The 15,102-nt window shown below is 73.1% G+C and carries 12 protein-coding genes and 1 pseudogene; 6 read left to right on the forward strand and 7 right to left on the reverse strand.

The window, feature by feature from the left end:
• Positions 1-58: 58 nt before the first annotated feature.
• Genes ACFW6P_RS00285 through ACFW6P_RS00295 form a run of 3 tightly spaced genes read right to left on the reverse strand, consistent with a single transcriptional unit; the run spans position 59 to position 2,711 of the window.
• Entirely contained in the window at positions 59-961 is a 903-nt protein-coding gene (locus tag ACFW6P_RS00285) for a metal ABC transporter permease (RefSeq protein ID WP_386350087.1), read from the reverse strand.
• A complete protein-coding gene (locus tag ACFW6P_RS00290) occupies positions 961-1,728 on the reverse strand; it encodes a metal ABC transporter ATP-binding protein (protein WP_386350090.1) in 768 nt (255 codons plus the stop codon). The genes ACFW6P_RS00285 and ACFW6P_RS00290 overlap by 1 nt, the downstream gene beginning before the upstream one ends.
• 20 nt (positions 1,729-1,748) lie before the next feature.
• Entirely contained in the window at positions 1,749-2,711 is a 963-nt protein-coding gene (locus ACFW6P_RS00295; protein ID WP_386350093.1) for a metal ABC transporter substrate-binding protein, read from the reverse strand.
• 236 nt (positions 2,712-2,947) lie between these two features.
• Between ACFW6P_RS00295 and ACFW6P_RS00300 the strand changes: the two genes are divergently transcribed.
• From ACFW6P_RS00300 to ACFW6P_RS00315, 4 genes are all read left to right on the forward strand, one after another.
• Positions 2,948-4,330, forward strand: coding sequence for a glycine--tRNA ligase (locus ACFW6P_RS00300; protein WP_386350096.1), 1,383 nt, complete (start codon positions 2,948-2,950; stop codon positions 4,328-4,330).
• Between the two features lie 143 nt (positions 4,331-4,473).
• On the forward strand, positions 4,474-5,091 hold the full coding sequence (locus ACFW6P_RS00305; protein WP_386350098.1) for a LysE family translocator: 618 nt from the start codon (positions 4,474-4,476) through the stop codon (positions 5,089-5,091).
• 87 nt (positions 5,092-5,178) lie between these two features.
• Entirely contained in the window at positions 5,179-6,183 is a 1,005-nt protein-coding gene (locus tag ACFW6P_RS00310) for an aldo/keto reductase (protein ID WP_386350101.1), read from the forward strand.
• A 25-nt stretch (positions 6,184-6,208) separates the two neighbouring features.
• On the forward strand, positions 6,209-6,799 hold the full coding sequence (locus ACFW6P_RS00315) for a TetR family transcriptional regulator (RefSeq protein WP_386350104.1): 591 nt from the start codon (positions 6,209-6,211) through the stop codon (positions 6,797-6,799).
• Between the two features lie 186 nt (positions 6,800-6,985).
• Here ACFW6P_RS00315 and ACFW6P_RS00320 read toward each other — a convergent pair.
• Positions 6,986-7,179 (reverse strand): annotated as a pseudogene (locus ACFW6P_RS00320) (hypothetical protein); the annotation flags it as partial.
• 27 nt (positions 7,180-7,206) lie between these two features.
• Here ACFW6P_RS00320 and dusB point away from each other — a divergent pair.
• Complete coding sequence (gene dusB / locus ACFW6P_RS00325) at positions 7,207-8,340, forward strand: tRNA dihydrouridine synthase DusB (protein ID WP_386350107.1); 1,134 nt, start codon at positions 7,207-7,209, stop codon at positions 8,338-8,340.
• On the opposite strand, the gene ACFW6P_RS00330 is transcribed toward dusB, so the two are convergent.
• The 3 genes from ACFW6P_RS00330 to ACFW6P_RS00340 all read right to left on the reverse strand — a co-directional run bounded on the left by ACFW6P_RS00330 (position 8,341) and on the right by ACFW6P_RS00340 (position 13,697).
• On the reverse strand, positions 8,341-10,116 hold the full coding sequence (locus tag ACFW6P_RS00330; protein ID WP_386350110.1) for a CDP-alcohol phosphatidyltransferase: 1,776 nt from the start codon (positions 10,114-10,116) through the stop codon (positions 8,341-8,343).
• A 201-nt stretch (positions 10,117-10,317) separates the two neighbouring features.
• Positions 10,318-12,255 (reverse strand): glycogen debranching N-terminal domain-containing protein, encoded by a 1,938-nt coding sequence (locus ACFW6P_RS00335; RefSeq protein ID WP_386350113.1) that lies wholly within the window; start codon positions 12,253-12,255, stop codon positions 10,318-10,320.
• A complete protein-coding gene (locus ACFW6P_RS00340) occupies positions 12,255-13,697 on the reverse strand; it encodes a hypothetical protein (protein ID WP_386350116.1) in 1,443 nt (480 codons plus the stop codon). Before ACFW6P_RS00340 ends, ACFW6P_RS00335 begins: the two co-directional genes overlap by 1 nt.
• A gap of 120 nt (positions 13,698-13,817) precedes the next feature.
• On the opposite strand from ACFW6P_RS00340, the gene ACFW6P_RS00345 reads away from it, so the two are divergent.
• Complete coding sequence (locus ACFW6P_RS00345; protein WP_386350120.1) at positions 13,818-15,044, forward strand: ROK family protein; 1,227 nt, start codon at positions 13,818-13,820, stop codon at positions 15,042-15,044.
• The last annotated feature ends 58 nt before the right edge of the window (positions 15,045-15,102 follow it).

Here is a 15,102-nt window from a genome sequence, read left to right on the forward strand (position 1 = left end):
CGTTGCCTCCTCACGTCTGCCTTGCCCGGGCCATTGTGCCAGCCCGGGGCGGGGCCGGTCAGACGCCGACTTCGTCGGCCGCCCCCCGGCTGCCCGGAATCGTGCACCCGGAGGGGTCGGCGGCGTCCCGCGAAGCCGCCTGCGCGCGGGCGCGGCGGCGGGCCAGCGGGGTCGCGAGCGCCGTCAGCACGATGAACGCGCCGATGGTCAGCAGCACGATCGTCGCCCCGGGCGGCACGTCCTGGTAGTACGAGGTGACGGTGCCGCCGATCGTCACGCTCACGCCGATGGCCACGGCGATCGCGAAGGTCGCGGCGAAGCTGCGCCCGATCTGCTGCGCGGCGGCGACGGGCACCACCATCAGCGCGCTCACCAGCAGCAGCCCCACCACGCGCATCGCCACCGTGACGGTGACGGCCGCGGTGATCGCCGTCAGCAGGTTCAGGGCGCGCACCGGCAGGCCCGTGACCCGGGCGAACTCCTCGTCCTGGCTGACCGCGAACAGCTGCCGGCGCAGGCCGAGGGTGACCAGCACGACGAAGGCGGCCAGGACGCAGATCGCCGTGACGTCCGCGTCGGACACCGTCGACAGCGAGCCGAACAGGTACGACGTCAGGTTGGCGTTGGAGCCCGTCGGCGCGAGGTTGATGAACATCACACCGCCGGCCATGCCGCCGTAGAACAGCATCGCGAGGGCGATGTCGCCGCGGGTCCTGCCGTACCAGCGGATCAGCTCCATGAGGACCGCGCCGAGCACGGAGACCAGGGTCGCCATCCACACCGGGGACCAGGTCAGCAGGAAACCGAGGCCGACGCCGGTCATCGCCACGTGGCCGATGCCGTCGCCCATCAGGGCCTGGCGGCGCTGCACCAGGTAGATGCCGACGGCCGGAGCGGTGATGCCGACGAGGACGGCGGCGAGCAGCGCCCGCTGCATGAAGGCGTAGTCGAGGAAGTCCATCAGCTCAGCAGTCCCGTGCGCATCGGTTCGGCGCCCGCGGGTGCGTGCGGGTGCACGTGGTCGTGGCCGGGCAGGGCGTGCTGCCCGACCGCCTTCGGGGGCGGGCCGTCGTGGACGACGCAGCCGTCGCGCAGCACCACCGCCCGGTCGATCAGGGGCTCCAGGGGGCCCAGTTCGTGCAGTACCAGCAGCACGGTCGTGCCCCGGGAGACCTGTTCGCGCAGCGTGTGCGCGAGCACCTCCTGGCTGGCCAGGTCCACGCCCGCCATCGGCTCGTCCATGATCAGCAGCTCCGGCTCGGAGGCCAGGGCGCGGGCGATCAGCACGCGCTGGTGCTGGCCGCCGGACAGGGCGTCGACCGGGTCCTTGGCCCGGTCCGCCATGCCGACGAGCTCCAGCGCGGTCCGCACGGCCGCGTGGTCGGCCTTGCGTAGCACGCCGAAGCGGGTCCGCGACAGCCGGCCCGAGGAGACCACCTCGGTCACCGTGGCGGGCACGCCCGACGCGGCCGTGGTGCGCTGCGGGACGTAGCCCACGCGGTGCCAGTCGCGGAACCGCCTGCGGTCCGTGCCGAACAGCCGGATCTCGCCGGCGCCGGTCTGCACCTGGCCGATGACGGTGCGCACGGCCGTCGACTTGCCCGAGCCGTTCGCGCCGAGCAGCGCGACGACCTCGCCGCGGCGCACGGTGAGGTCGATGCCGCGCAGGACGGGGCGGGATCCCAGGTCCGCGCGGACGCCGCGCAGGGATACGACGGGCTCGCTCATGCCGTCCTCCGATGGGTCGGTCACTTGGCTCCCAGGGCCGTCCGCAGGGCCTTGAGGTTGGACTCCATGACCTGGAAGTAGTCGTCACCACGGGACTTGTCGGTGATGCCCTCGAGCGGGTCGAGGACGTCCGTCTTCAGGTTCGCGTCCCGGGCGAGGGTCTTCGCGGTCTTGTCGGACACCAGTGTCTCGTAGAACACGGTGGTGACGCCGTCGGCCCTGGCCTCCTGCTGGAGCTCCTTGACCCGGGCGGCGCTGGGCTCGCTCTCGGGGTCCATGCCGGAGATGGCCTCCTGGGTGAGGCCGTAGCGCTCGGCGAGGTAGCCGAAGGCGGCGTGGTTGGTGAAGAAGACCTTGCTCTTCGTGTTCTTCAGGCCGTTCTCGAAGTCGCCGTCGAGGGCGTTCAGCTTCTTCACCAGGGCCGCGGTGTTCTTCTCGTAGTCGGCCGCGTGGTCCGGGTCGGCCTTCTCGAAGGCCTTGCCGACGCCGCGGGCGATCTCGGCGTACTTCACCGGGTCGAGCCACACGTGCGGGTCGCGGGCGTGCTCCTCCTCGTCGGCGTGCTCCTCCTCGGCGTGGCCCTCCTCGCCCTCGTGGGTGTGGCCACCGGTGCCGTGGTCCTCCAGGCGGGTCAGGCCGGCCGCGTCGATCTTCGTCTCGATGCCGGTCTGCGCGACGGCCTCGTCGACGGCGGGCTGCAGCCCCTTGAGGAAGAGCGCCGCGTCGGCCTCCTCCAGCCGGGCCCGCTGCTGGGTGCTGATCTCCAGGTCGTGGGGCTCCTGGCCGGGTTCGGTCAGGCTGGTGACGTTCACGTGGTCGCCGCCGATCTGCTCGGCGAGGAACGCCATCGGGTAGAAGGAGGCGACGACGTCGAACTTGTCCGTGTTGCCCGTCGCCGCGCTGTCGCTGGAGCAGGCGGTGAGGGCGCCGAGGCCGAGAGCGGAGGCCAGGGCGGCGGGTATGAGGCGTCGTCGTACGTTCATGACACTCATTTTCAACTAATATGGAAACCGTTGTCAACAAACGGCCTGAACTGGGGTTCGGCGGGGTCGGGCGGTCGTTGAACGGGGAGCGATTTGATTGAGGGGGCGCCCCCGCCGGTAATCTGAGGCATTCGCTGGAAGCATCTCGCTCCGCCCGCCCGTCTCCCGACCACCACCCCTCATCGAGGCGCTCCGCGCCACCCGTCAGTATTCGTCGTCGTAATGAAGAGAGCACCGTGGCCGCCGACAAGATCGACACCATCGTCAGCCTGAGCAAGCGCCGTGGCTTCGTATTCCCCTGTAGTGAGATCTACGGCGGCCAGCGCGCCGCTTGGGACTACGGCCCGCTCGGTGTCGAGCTCAAGGAGAACCTCAAGCGCCAGTGGTGGCGCTACATGGTGACGTCGCGCGAGGACGTCGTGGGTATCGACTCGTCCGTGATCCTGGCCCCCGAGGTATGGGTCGCCTCCGGTCACGTCGCCACCTTCACGGACCCGCTGACCGAGTGCACCTCCTGCCACAAGCGGTTCCGCGCGGACCACCTGGAGGAGGCCTACGAGGCCAAGCACCACCGCCTGCCGGAGAACGGCCTGGCCGACGTCAACTGCCCCAACTGCGGAAACAAGGGCCAGTTCACCGAGCCCAAGCAGTTCTCGGGCCTGCTGTCCACCCACCTCGGCCCGACGCAGGACTCCGGTTCGATCGCCTACCTGCGCCCCGAGACCGCGCAGGGCATCTTCACCAACTTCTCCCAGGTGCAGACCACTTCGCGCCGCAAGCCGCCGTTCGGCATCGCCCAGATGGGCAAGTCCTTCCGCAACGAGATCACGCCCGGCAACTTCATCTTCCGCACCCGCGAGTTCGAGCAGATGGAGATGGAGTTCTTCGTCAAGCCGGGCGAGGACGAGAGGTGGCAGGAGTACTGGATGGAGCAGCGCTGGAACTGGTACACCGGCCTGGGGCTCCGCGAGGAGAACATGCGGTGGTACGAGCACCCCAAGGAGAAGCTCTCCCACTACTCCAAGCGCACCGCCGACATCGAGTACCGCTTCCAGTTCGGCGGCAGCGAGTGGGGTGAGCTGGAGGGCGTGGCCAACCGCACCGACTACGACCTCGGCGCCCACTCCAAGGCCTCCGGCCAAGACCTCACCTACTTCGACCAGGAGGCCGGCGAGCGCTGGACCCCGTACGTCATCGAGCCCGCGGCCGGTGTCGGCCGCGCGATGCTGGCGTTCCTGCTCGACGCGTACATCGAGGACGAGGCGCCCAACGCCAAGGGCAAGATGGAGAAGCGCACCGTGCTGCGCCTCGACCACCGCCTCGCCCCGGTGAAGGTCGCGGTGCTGCCGCTGTCCCGCAACCCGGAGCTGTCCCCGAAGGCCAAGGGCCTCGCCCAGGCGCTGCGCCGGCACTGGAACATCGAGTTCGACGACGCGGGCGCCATCGGCCGCCGCTACCGCCGCCAGGACGAGATCGGCACGCCGTTCTGCGTCACGGTCGACTTCGACACGCTGGACGACGACGCGGTGACGGTGCGCGAGCGCGACACCATGAAGCAGGAGCGCGTCTCCCTCGACCAGATCGAGGGCTACCTGGCCTCCCGCCTGATCGGCTGCTGACCGCTCCACGTCCCACGACGGTGCCGGGTCCCCCTCGGGGCCCGGCACCGTCGCGTTCCGCGGTGCCCGCCGGGGAATTGGTCCTTTAGCGCCGGTGGCGATTGGTCCTGTGACCCGAAGCGGGGCGGGACCAGGGTGAGGGCATGAGCATCGCCTTCCTGCTGACCACCCTGGTCGTCGTCGCGACGCCGGGCACCGGCGTCGTCTACACCCTCGCCGCCGCGCTGTCCCGGGGGCGCCGGGCCGGTGTCGTCGCGGCCGTCGGCTGCACGCTCGGGATCGTGCCGCATCTGCTGGCCACGGTCACCGGGGTGGCGGCCCTGCTGCACGCGAGCGCCACCGCCTTCCAGGCCCTGAAGTACGCCGGGGTGGCCTATCTGCTGTACATGGCCTGGGCGACGGTGCGGGACAAGGAGGCGCTCGTGGTGGAGGAGCGCACGCCCGCGGCGCCGGTGCCGGCCCGGCAGGTGATCGTGCGGGGCATCCTGATCAACATCCTCAACCCCAAGCTGACGATCTTCTTCTTCGCGTTCCTGCCGCAGTTCGTGAGCCCGGGGGAGCCCCACGCGCTGCCGCTGATGGTGGGGCTGGGAGGGGTGTTCATGCTGGCCACGTTCCTCGTGTTCGCCGCGTACGGGGTGCTGGCCGCGTCGGTGCGCAGCCGGGTGATCGGCAGGCCGCGGGTGACGGCGTGGCTGCGGCGGGGGTTCGCGGGGTCGTTCGTGGCGCTCGGGGCGAAGCTGGCGTTCACGGCGCGCTAGCTGGCCGGGGGCTTCGATCGAGGATTGATGACAAGTGTTGAATGACAGATGCTGAAATATGTCATCCGTTAGGGCAGGGTGGGTGCCATGACGATGCGAACCCGCTCCCTCGGAACCACCGGCCCCCAGGCCTCCGCCCTCGGTCTCGGCTGCATGGGCATGTCCGCGCTGTACGGCGAGACGGACCGGGCCGAGTCCATCGCGACGATCCACGCGGCGCTCGAAGCCGGCGTCACCCTGCTGGACACCGGCGACTTCTACGGCATGGGCCACAACGAGCTGCTGATCGGCGAGGCCCTGCGCGCCGCCCCCGCCGCACGCCGCGAACAGGCCCTGGTCAGCGTGAAGTTCGGCGCCCTGCGCGGTCCGGACGGCAGCTGGCTGGGCTACGACGGGCGGCCCGCCGCCGTGCGGAACTTCGCCGCCTACTCCCTCCAGCGGCTCGGCGTCGACCACATCGACGTCTACCGCATCGCCCGGCTCGACCCGGACGTGCCGGTCGAGGAGACGGTCGGCGCGATCGCGGAGCTCGTCGAGAAGGGCCATGTACGGCACATCGGCCTCAGCGAGGTCGGCGCCGACACCGTCCGCCGGGCCGCCGCCACCGCCCCGATCTCCGACCTCCAGATCGAGTACTCCCTCCTCTCGCGCGGCATCGAGGACGCGATCCTGCCGGCCGCGCGCGAGCTGGGCGTCGGCGTCACGGCGTACGGCGTCCTCTCCCGCGGCCTGATCTCCGGCCACTTCACCGCGGACCGGCAGCTCGGCGCGAACGACTTCCGGGCGATGTCGCCGCGCTTCCAGGGCGAGAACCTCCGGCACAACCTGACCCTCGTCGAGGCCCTGCGGAAGATCGCCGAACAGAAGGGCGTCAGCGTCGCGCAGATCGCCATCGCCTGGGTGCTCTCCCGCGGAGAGGACATCGTGCCCCTGGTCGGCGCCCGCCGCCGCGACCGGCTCACCGAGGCGCTCGGCGCGCTGGACGTCACGCTCGACGCGGCCGACCTCGCCGCCGTCGAGGAGGCCGTACCGGCCGGTGCCGCCGCCGGCGAGCGCTATCCGGCGGCCCAGATGGCGCACCTCGAGAGCTGAACCGGGCTCCGGGTACGGTCAGGGCATGGCACCGACCAGCGAGCCCCTGACCGCCGAGCGCATCCTCGAGGCGACCGAGGACGTGCTGCGCCGCCACGGACCGGCCAAGGCCACCGTGGTGGACGTGGCCCGTGCGCTCGGCGTCAGCCACGGCAGCGTCTACCGGCACTTCCGGACGAAGGCCGCGCTGCGCGAGGCGGTCACCAAGCGCTGGCTCGACCGCACGTCCGGCGAGCTGTCCGGGATCGCCGCCGCCGACCGCGATCCGGAGGCCCGTCTGCGGGACTGGCTCGCCGCGCTGTTCACCGCCAAGCGCCGCAAGGCGGGCGAGGATCCGGAGCTGTTCGCCACGTACACGGTCCTCACCGGCGAGAACGGCACGGTGGTGCGCGAGCACCTCGCCGACCTGACGTCCCAGCTGACGGGGATCGTCGAGGCGGGCGTCGACACCGGCGTCTTCGCCGCCACCGACCCCGGCGCGACGGCCCGCGCCCTCTTCCAGGCCACGGGCCGCTTCCACGACCCCTGTCACGCCAGGGAGTGGGAGGAGCCGGACGCCGAGGCCGACCTCGAGGCCCTCGTCGGCCTGCTGGTGCGGGGACTGCGGCGTACCTAGCTCTGTCGTCGCCCTCCCGCCGTCGCCCTGAGGGCGGCCGCGTGCTCCCGGTGTGCCGGGCGGACGTCCTCGTACGGGCGTCCTCGGGCTCTCGCCCGGTGCGGCGAGTGGGGGTCCTCTGCTCGAAGAACCCGGGGGAGCGCAGGGCGCCGCGGGGCGGACGGGGAGGGGTGACGGCAGTGGTCGGGCCGCCCTCGGGTCCACGGTGGCCTGGTGCGCCTCCAGCAGGTGTTCCTCCGCCTTCAGCCAGGGCAGGAACTGGGCGTCCCGGTGCCAGCCGCAGGTGCCCATCCGATCGTGCGCTGCGCACCCGTGCGCCACACCCGGACCACGTGCTCCCGGCCGTGCCGGTCCCAGCGGCTGACCTTGCTGGTGTCGATCGTCTCGGTGCACGGCACAATGGGGGAATGCCCACGCCCCTCCAGATCGGTCCGCACGCCGTCCGCCCGCCCGTCGTCCTGGCCCCCATGGCCGGGATCACCAACGCGCCCTTCCGCACCCTGTGCAGGGAGTTCAGCGGCGGCAAAGGGCTGTTCGTCAGCGAGATGATCACCACCAGGGCCCTGGTCGAGCGCAACGAGAAGACCATGCAGCTCATTCACTTCGACGCGAGTGAGCGGCCCCGGTCCATCCAGCTGTACGGAGTGGACCCGGCCACCGTCGGCAAGGCCGTCCGCATGATCGCGGAGGAGGACCTCGCCGACCACATCGACCTGAACTTCGGCTGCCCCGTGCCCAAGGTCACCCGCAAGGGCGGCGGCTCCGCGCTGCCGTACAAGCGGAACCTGCTGCGGGCGATCCTGCGCGAGGCCGTCAGCGGCGCCGGCGACCTGCCCGTGACGATGAAGATGCGCAAGGGCATCGACGACGACCACATCACCTACCTCGACGCCGGCCGCATCGCCGTCGAGGAGGGCGTCACCGCCATCGCCCTGCACGGCCGCACCGCCGCCCAGCACTACGGTGGCACCGCCGACTGGGACGCCGTCGCCCGGCTGAAGGAGCACGTCCCGGAGATCCCGGTGCTCGGCAACGGCGACATCTGGTCCGCCGAGGACGCCCTGCGCATGGTGCGCGAGACCGGCTGCGACGGGGTGGTCGTCGGGCGCGGCTGCCTCGGGAGGCCGTGGCTGTTCGCGGACCTGGTCGCCGCCTTCGAGGGCCGCACCGGGGACATGGCCCGGCCCGCGCTGCGCGAGGTCGCCGAGGTCATGGTCCGGCACGCCACCCTGCTCGGGGAGTGGATCGGCGACGAGTCCCGGGGCGTGATCGACTTCCGCAAGCACGTCGCCTGGTACCTCAAGGGCTTCGCGGTCGGCTCGGAGATGCGCCGGCGCCTCGCCGTCACCTCGTCCCTGGAGGAGCTGCGCTCCGGCCTGGACGAGCTGGACCTCGACCAGCCCTGGCCCGCCGGCGCCGACGGGCCCCGCGGCCGTACGTCCGGCAACAACCGGGTGGTGCTGCCGGACGGCTGGCTCAAGGACCCGTACGACTGCGCCTGGATCGGCGAGGACGCCGAACTGGACACCTCCGGCGGCTGATCAGCCCGTGGAGGGGTGCGGTGTGGAGCCGTACGCCGTCAGGAACCGGTCGCGGAACGAGCTCATCCTCCACACCGGCGCGTCCCGGCCGGGCCTCAGCCCCTCGGTCCAGTGCCAGCCGGCGATCCGGTCCAGCACCTTCGGGTCCTTGGCGACGATCGACACCGGCACGTCCCGGGAGGCGCGGACGCCGCTGACCCGGGCGATGGGCTGGTGGTCGCCGAGGAAGACCAGGACGGTGTCGTCGGTGCCGTAGCGCTGGAGCCACTGGGTGAGGCTGGTCACCGAGTACTGGATCGACTTGCCGTACTCCTCGCGGGAGCGGGTGGTGTCCGTGATGATGTCCGCCGGCTCGTTGCCGGACTTCTGGATGGCGTCGAAGACGGAGCCGTCGCCGAGTTCGTCCCAGCCGACCGTCTTCGGGATCGGCGCCCAGGGCTGGTGGCTTGAGGTCAGGATGACGAAGGACATCAGCGGCCTGTCGCGCTCGACCCCGTGCACCCGGCGCTGGAACGCCTCCAGGGCGTACTGGTCGGGCATCGTCGACCAGCTGAACTTCGGCCCCCGGTAGCCCAGGTCGAACGCGTCGTAGACCCGGTCGAGGCCGTACCACTTCTCCTCCGGCCAGCCCTTCCGCACGCCCGGCATGACACCGACGGTGTCCCAGGCGCCGGTCTTGCGGAACGCCTTGGTGAGGGTGAGGTGGTCGCCCGCGGTGACCGTGCGGTAGCGCCGCTGGTTGTCGATCCACAGGCCGGACATGGTCGTGGAGTGGCCGAGCCAGCTGCTGCCGCCGTAGGTCGCCGAGGTCAGCCAGCCGCTGCGGGCGGCGTAACCCGCCTTCTCCAGGGCCCTGGTGCTCGCGTCCAGGGTCCGGCCGACGCCGGGCGCCATGACCGGGTCCTCGATGGCGCTGCGGCCGTAGCTCTCGATGAACGCGAAGACGACGTCCTTGCCGCGCAGGTCCGTCAGCAGCTGGTCGGGCGGTGTGGCGCCGAAGGTGTCCGCGCGGGCCTCCTTGGCGAAGGCGGCCTCGTCGCGCAGGGACTCCACCGTCCGCTGCGCGTGCACGCGCAGGGCACCGGCGCCCCGCTCGGAGGCGATCGGCCCGCCGGACAGGGTGAGGCCGAGCGCGGAGCAGGTGACCCAGACCGTCCCGGCGAGCAGGGCCCCCTTCGTCGCCCGGCCCCGGTGGCGGGCCAGCACGCCGGCCAGCCGGACGCACGCCGCGACCATGACGGCCGCGACGAGCAGCACCAGCACGACCGCTCCGACGGCGGCGGCCGTCGCGACGCCGGAGCCCAGTGTGTCCCCGACGTACGCCTGGGCGTCGGGCAGCAGGTCCCAGTCGAGCGCGGCGTTGAAGCCCCGGCCCAGGTACTCGTTGAACCCCATGTCGAGCAGGTTCAGGGCCGTCAGCACGGTGAGGCCCAGCCCGTACAGCACCGCCGCGGCCAGCCGGGGCCGGCGTGGCAGCGCCAGCAGCACGACGGCCCCCGCGACCGCCTCCGCCGGGATCTTCAGGAAGCTGTACGCCGTGAGGGCGGGCAGCGTGTCCGGCATCAGCAGCGCGCCCAGCACCAGGGCCGCGCCGAGGACGGTGGTGCCCTGGCGGAGGGCGCGAGCGGGGCCCGGGTGCCGGGTGCGCCAGCCGCGGAGGTGGGCGAGGCGGCGTCCGGCGGGCGTCGGCGCGGAGGCCTCGCGCGCCGACGCCCTCTCGTTCTCCCCCGTGCCCCCGCTCTCCTCGACCTCCCTCTCGCTCTCGGCCTCTGACACGCGGTCACCCGGCTGTGGTGACGCGCTGGAGCGTGTGAAGACAGGCACCCGGAGGTCCTTCCCGTGCGAAACCCGGTGGTGGGGCGGACCCGCATGGGGGTACGGGTCCGCCGCAGTTCCGTACGGGGCGGTCCGCGGGTGTGTTCAGCCCGGTGGGCCAGGGCTCGGCAAACACCCGGCAAACGCCGGGCCAACCGGGGCTCAGACGCCGCCGACCGCCGTGAGCAGCGCCAACGGGGCCGCCGCCGACCGGGATTCACGGACGCACGCGTGCGGGTACGGCACCGGCTCCGGGTGGGTGTCGCGGCCGTAGCCCGCGAGGACCTCCGGCAGCCGGTTCCCGGTCGTTGTGGCCGCGTCGACCAGGCCGCCCGCGACGGCACGGGCCTCGTCGTGCAGCCCGTAGCGGGCCAGGCCCAGGGCGATCAGCGCGTTGTCGTGCGGCCAGACCGAGCCGCGGTGGTAGGAGAGCGGGTGGTAGGCCGGCTGCCCGGCGGCCAGCGTGCGCACGCCCCAGCCGGAGAAGAAGTCCGGTTCGAGCAGACGCCGGCCGACCTGCTCGCCGTACTCCTTGTCCAGCAGCCCCGACCACAGCAGGTGCCCGGCGTCGGAGGCGAGCGCGTCGACCCGGTCGCCGCGGCCGTCGAGGGCGAGCGCCGGGAAGGAGTGCTCCGGCATCCAGAAGTCCCGCTGGAAGCGGTCGCGCAGATCACCGGCCGCCTGCTCCAGCAGATCGGCGTAGGTGGCGTCCTGCCAGACCGTGCGCGCGAGCCCGGCCGTGCGGCGCAGCGCGTCGTAGGCGTAGCCCTGGGCGCCCGCGGCCGTCACCGGGCCGTGCGGGCGGATGCCCTCGGCGGAGCAGATCGCGCCGGGGGAGTCCTTCCAGTTCTGGTTGGCGAGGCCGCCCTGGTCGGCGCGGTAGACGAGGTAGCCGCGGGAGGTGAGCCCGCCGTGGTCCAGCATCCAGCCGACGGCGGCGCGGGCGTGGGACTCCAGGCGGCGGGCCAGGGCCGTGTCGCCGGTGTGCTCGGTGTACGCGCCGAGCAGGACGAGGAACAGGGGCGTGGCGTCGACCGAGCCGTAGTAGCGGCCGTAGGGGACCTGGCCGAAGTGGGCCAGTTCGCCGTGGCGCACCTCGTGCACGATCTTGCCGGGCTGGGCGATCTCGTCGGCGGCCGGCCCGGTGGCCTGGGTGGCGGCGAGCGCGGGCAGCGTGGCGGCGGCCAGCCGCGGCCGGTAGGGCAGGGCGAACAGGGACGTCAGCAGGGCGTCGCGGCCCAGCAGGGTGAGGAACCAGGGGGCGCCGGCGGCCGGGACGCGCAGTTCCTCGCCGTCCGGGCCGGTCGCCGGGACCTGGAGCGCGGCGAGGTCGGCGAGGCCCCGGGCGCAGGCCGCGGCCAGCTGCGGCCAGCCGGTGGGGAAGGCCACGCCCTGCGCGAACTCGTTCTCCCCGCACCGCAGCCGGTGCCGGGCGGCGGCGGGGGAGCGGGGCACGCGCAGGGCGCGCCTCTCGCCGTGCGGACGGGCCATGACGCGCAGGACCAGCTCGGCGGTGCCGTGCGGTTCCAGGTCCAGCGTCCACACCAGGCGGCGGGCGCCGGTGCCGGTCTCCTCGACGGTGTCCGGCCGCGGTTCGGCGGTCACGCTCGTCACCGACCGCCACTCGCCGCGCCGGTAGACGAACTCCACGCCGTGGCCGAGGACCTGGCGGGAGCGGACGGCGCCGGTCTTCGTGTAGGTGCGGTGGTCGGAGCGCAGCTCGAACTGGTCGGCGAAGTCGGCGTCGGCGGTGACCGCGAGCAGGACCGTCGTCGGCACCGGCCGGTTGCTGGTGACGCGCAGGCACTCCACGAACGAGGAGTCCCCGACGGCCTGTTCACGGAAGAGCGTGTACCCGGGCGGCTCGTCGCGCCCGCCGCGCGGCACGAGGACGCAGGCCGCGGTGGACCCGTCGGCCACCGGTGTCAGCGTCTCCGGCACGGCGCCGTCGACGGTGAGCTGCCACCGGCTCAGGTGCCGCGCGTCCCGTACGAACAGGCCGTCCGGGGCGCTGCCGCCCCGGTAGCCGCTGATGTCGCCGCGGTCGCCCACGGCGGCGAACGTCTGGCCGTGCACGAGCAGATGATGCCGGTCCGTCATCACCGGTCCCCTCCCTTGGTTGCCGTGAGGCCGCGCCGGTCGGCGGGCCCCGCGGGCCGGTCGTGCAGCAGGTCGAGCGTGAGCGCGGCGGTCCAGCCGAAGCCGGCGGCGCCGCAGGGCTGTCCGGTGTACGGGTCGACGTACTCCGCGAAGCCGGAGGCGCCGGCGGTGCGCAGCAGCCCCCTGCGCAGGGCGTCGGCACGGCCGCGCTCGCCGTGCAGGCGCAGCCCCCGCTCCAGCAGCCAGTTGGTGTTGAACCAGGCCGGGCCGCGCCAGTAGCGGTGCGGGTCGAAGGCCTCGCCCAGCAGGTCGTAGCTGGGCACCAGGCGGGTCGTGCCGCCGAGGCCGAAGTGCGGACCGCAGACCGTGCGGACCAGGGTGGCGGCGAGGTCGCGCGGCAGGGCCGGCAGCAGCAGCGGGACGAGCCCGGAGACACCGCGCTCGGGGATCGGTTCCCCGGTGCGCACGTCCCGGCACAGGAACATCCCCGCCGCCGGATCCCACAGCCCCTCCAGCAGGGCCGCCGTCAGCCGCTCCGCGCGCGCCGGGCGGGCCGGGCCGTCCGCGCCCAGTTCGCGCTCGATCCCGGCCAGGGCGTACTCGGAGGCGATCAGCAGGGCGTTGAACGCCGGGTCCTCGACGGCGAAGCCGCCGGATCGGCCGCCGCTTCCCGCCCCGCGCGGCTCGTCGGCGTACCCGCGGTCCCGGTAGTCGGCCGCCAGCCGCACGTAGCGCCCGTAGTCCAGGTCCGTCGGCCGGTCCGCGGGCGAGCCGTGGTCGAGGTCGGCGCGGCGGAAGGAGCGGGCCGGGGCGGGGGCGATCCGGGACAGCGGGCGGTCCCAGCAGGGGCTGTTGTCCATACCCTGTTCCCAGGGGTGCACCACGGACACCAGGCCCGCGCCGCCCAGGTCGCGCCGGTGCAGCAGGTACCGGTGCCAGGCCGCGAGCCGGGGGGCGACCCGGGTGAGGAAGCCGCGCGCCCGCGACAGGCCGGGGTCGGCCAGGTGCACCAGCCACGCGGCCAGCGCGTGCACCGGTGGCTGCACGATCCCCGAGGTCTGTACGGTGCGCGGGGCGCCCGCCGCGCGCCCCGCGGTGGAGGAGCGCCAGAAGTCGGGGCTCGGGAAGTAGGCGTCGAGCGGCACGGAGGGGTTGAAGACGATGTGCGGGATCCGCCCGTCGGCCCACTGCGCCGCCAGCAGCGTCTCCAGCTCCGTCTGGGCCCGTACCGGCGACAGGTGCCGCAGGCCGATCGCGATGAACGCCGAGTCCCACGACCACTGGTGCGGATACAGACTGCGCGAGGGCACCGTGGACGACCCCGTCCAGCCGGCCTCCAGCACGGCGGCGGCCCTGTCGTGCAGGGAGGGCGGGGCATCTGACGGGTCGTATGCGACGGTGCGTCCCGCGGGACGAGGGGCGCGTCGGGCGGTGCGGTCCACTCGGGGCTCTCCGGAAGACGTCCGGCCGCCCGGTTCGGCAGCGGCGACAGGGTGGTTACGTCTGCTTAACACGCAAAACCCACTATGTAAGGCAAGGTTGAGAAACACAAGGGGGTGTGCATGACCGGACAGGCCGGAAGAAGCGGACGAGGCGCGGGCCCGGCGAGCGCCGGCGATCTGCTCGCGCTGGTGCGCAGTCGCCGCGCCACGACCCGGGGGGCCCTGCAACAGGCGACCGGCCTGTCCCGGGCCACCGTCGGGCAGCGGCTGGACCGGCTCTTCCGCGCGGGCTGGCTGCGCGAGGGCGCCGGCGGAACGGTGGACTCCCCGCAGGGCGGACGCCCCTCCATCACGCTGGAGTTCGACGACGAGCACGCGGTCGTGCTGGCCGCCGACCTCGACACCCGGCACGCGCGGGCGGCCGTGCTGTCGCTGAGCGGCGAGATCCTCGCGGAGCACTCGGGCATCCTGGCCGTCGAGGACGGCCCGGACGCGGTGCTGGGCGAACTCGGACGCTGGTTCGCCGAGTTGCTGGTGAAGGCCGGGCGCGGGGCGGAGACGGTGTGCGGGGTCGGGCTGGCCGTGCCCGGCCCGGTCGACATCGGGACCGGCCGCGTCGTCCAGCCGCCGATCATGCCCGGCTGGGACGGCTACGACATCAGGACCCGGCTCGCCCGGGCGCTCGACGAGCACACCGGCGCCGGCGCGGTGCCCGTGCTGGTGGACAACGACGCCAACCTGATGGCCTACGGCGAGCAGCGCACCGGCTACCCCGACTGCTCCGCCTTCGTCCTGGTCAAGGTCTCCACCGGCATCGGCGCCGGGGTCGTGGTCGACGGCTCGGTGTTCCGGGGCATCGACGGCGGCGCCGGAGACATCGGGCACATCCGGGTGCCGGAGGGCGCCCGGGCGCTGTGCCGGTGCGGCTCCTACGGCTGTCTCGCCGCCGTCGCCAGCGGCCGCGCGGTGGCGCGGAGGCTGGCCGAGGCCGGGGTGCCGGCCGCCTCCGGGTCGGACGTGCGGGACCTGCTGGCGTCCGGGCACCCGGATGCCGTCGGGCTCGCCCGGGAGGCCGGGCGGCGCGTCGGGGACGTCCTCGCCACGGTCGTGACCCTGCTGAACCCCGGCGTGCTGATGATCGCCGGAGATCTGGCCGGAACCGCCTTCCTGACGGGGGTGCGCGAGCTGCTGTACCAGCGGGCCCTGCCCCGTTCCACGGCCCGCCTCGACGTGGTGACCTCACGGCTGGGCGAGCGAGCGGGCCTGGTGGGAGCGGGGGCGATGGTCGTGGAGCACCTCTACGCGCCCGAGCGGGTCGAGGAGCGGCTGCGCGCGCTCGGCGTGTGACGGCGCCGTTTCGGCCCCGGGTCGCGTCCGCATGGTGAAATCCGGTCGGCTGTGGCAG

It is taken from the genome of Streptomyces sp. NPDC058741 (genome assembly GCF_042746715.1).
GTDB lineage: Bacteria > Actinomycetota > Actinomycetes > Streptomycetales > Streptomycetaceae > Streptomyces.

Coding starts and splice junctions, on each gene's coding strand:
- ACFW6P_RS00285 (WP_386350087.1), bottom strand. CDS start 961: ATGGACTTCCTCGACTACGCCTTCATGCAGCGGGCGCTGCTCGCCGCC.
- ACFW6P_RS00290 (WP_386350090.1), bottom strand. CDS start 1,728: ATGAGCGAGCCCGTCGTATCCCTGCGCGGCGTCCGCGCGGACCTGGGA.
- ACFW6P_RS00295 (WP_386350093.1), bottom strand. CDS start 2,711: ATGAACGTACGACGACGCCTCATACCCGCCGCCCTGGCCTCCGCTCTC.
- ACFW6P_RS00305 (WP_386350098.1), top strand. CDS start 4,474: ATGAGCATCGCCTTCCTGCTGACCACCCTGGTCGTCGTCGCGACGCCG.
- ACFW6P_RS00310 (WP_386350101.1), top strand. CDS start 5,179: ATGACGATGCGAACCCGCTCCCTCGGAACCACCGGCCCCCAGGCCTCC.
- ACFW6P_RS00315 (WP_386350104.1), top strand. CDS start 6,209: ATGGCACCGACCAGCGAGCCCCTGACCGCCGAGCGCATCCTCGAGGCG.
- dusB (WP_386350107.1), top strand. CDS start 7,207: ATGCCCACGCCCCTCCAGATCGGTCCGCACGCCGTCCGCCCGCCCGTC.
- ACFW6P_RS00335 (WP_386350113.1), bottom strand. CDS start 12,255: ATGACGGACCGGCATCATCTGCTCGTGCACGGCCAGACGTTCGCCGCC.
- ACFW6P_RS00345 (WP_386350120.1), top strand. CDS start 13,818: ATGACCGGACAGGCCGGAAGAAGCGGACGAGGCGCGGGCCCGGCGAGC.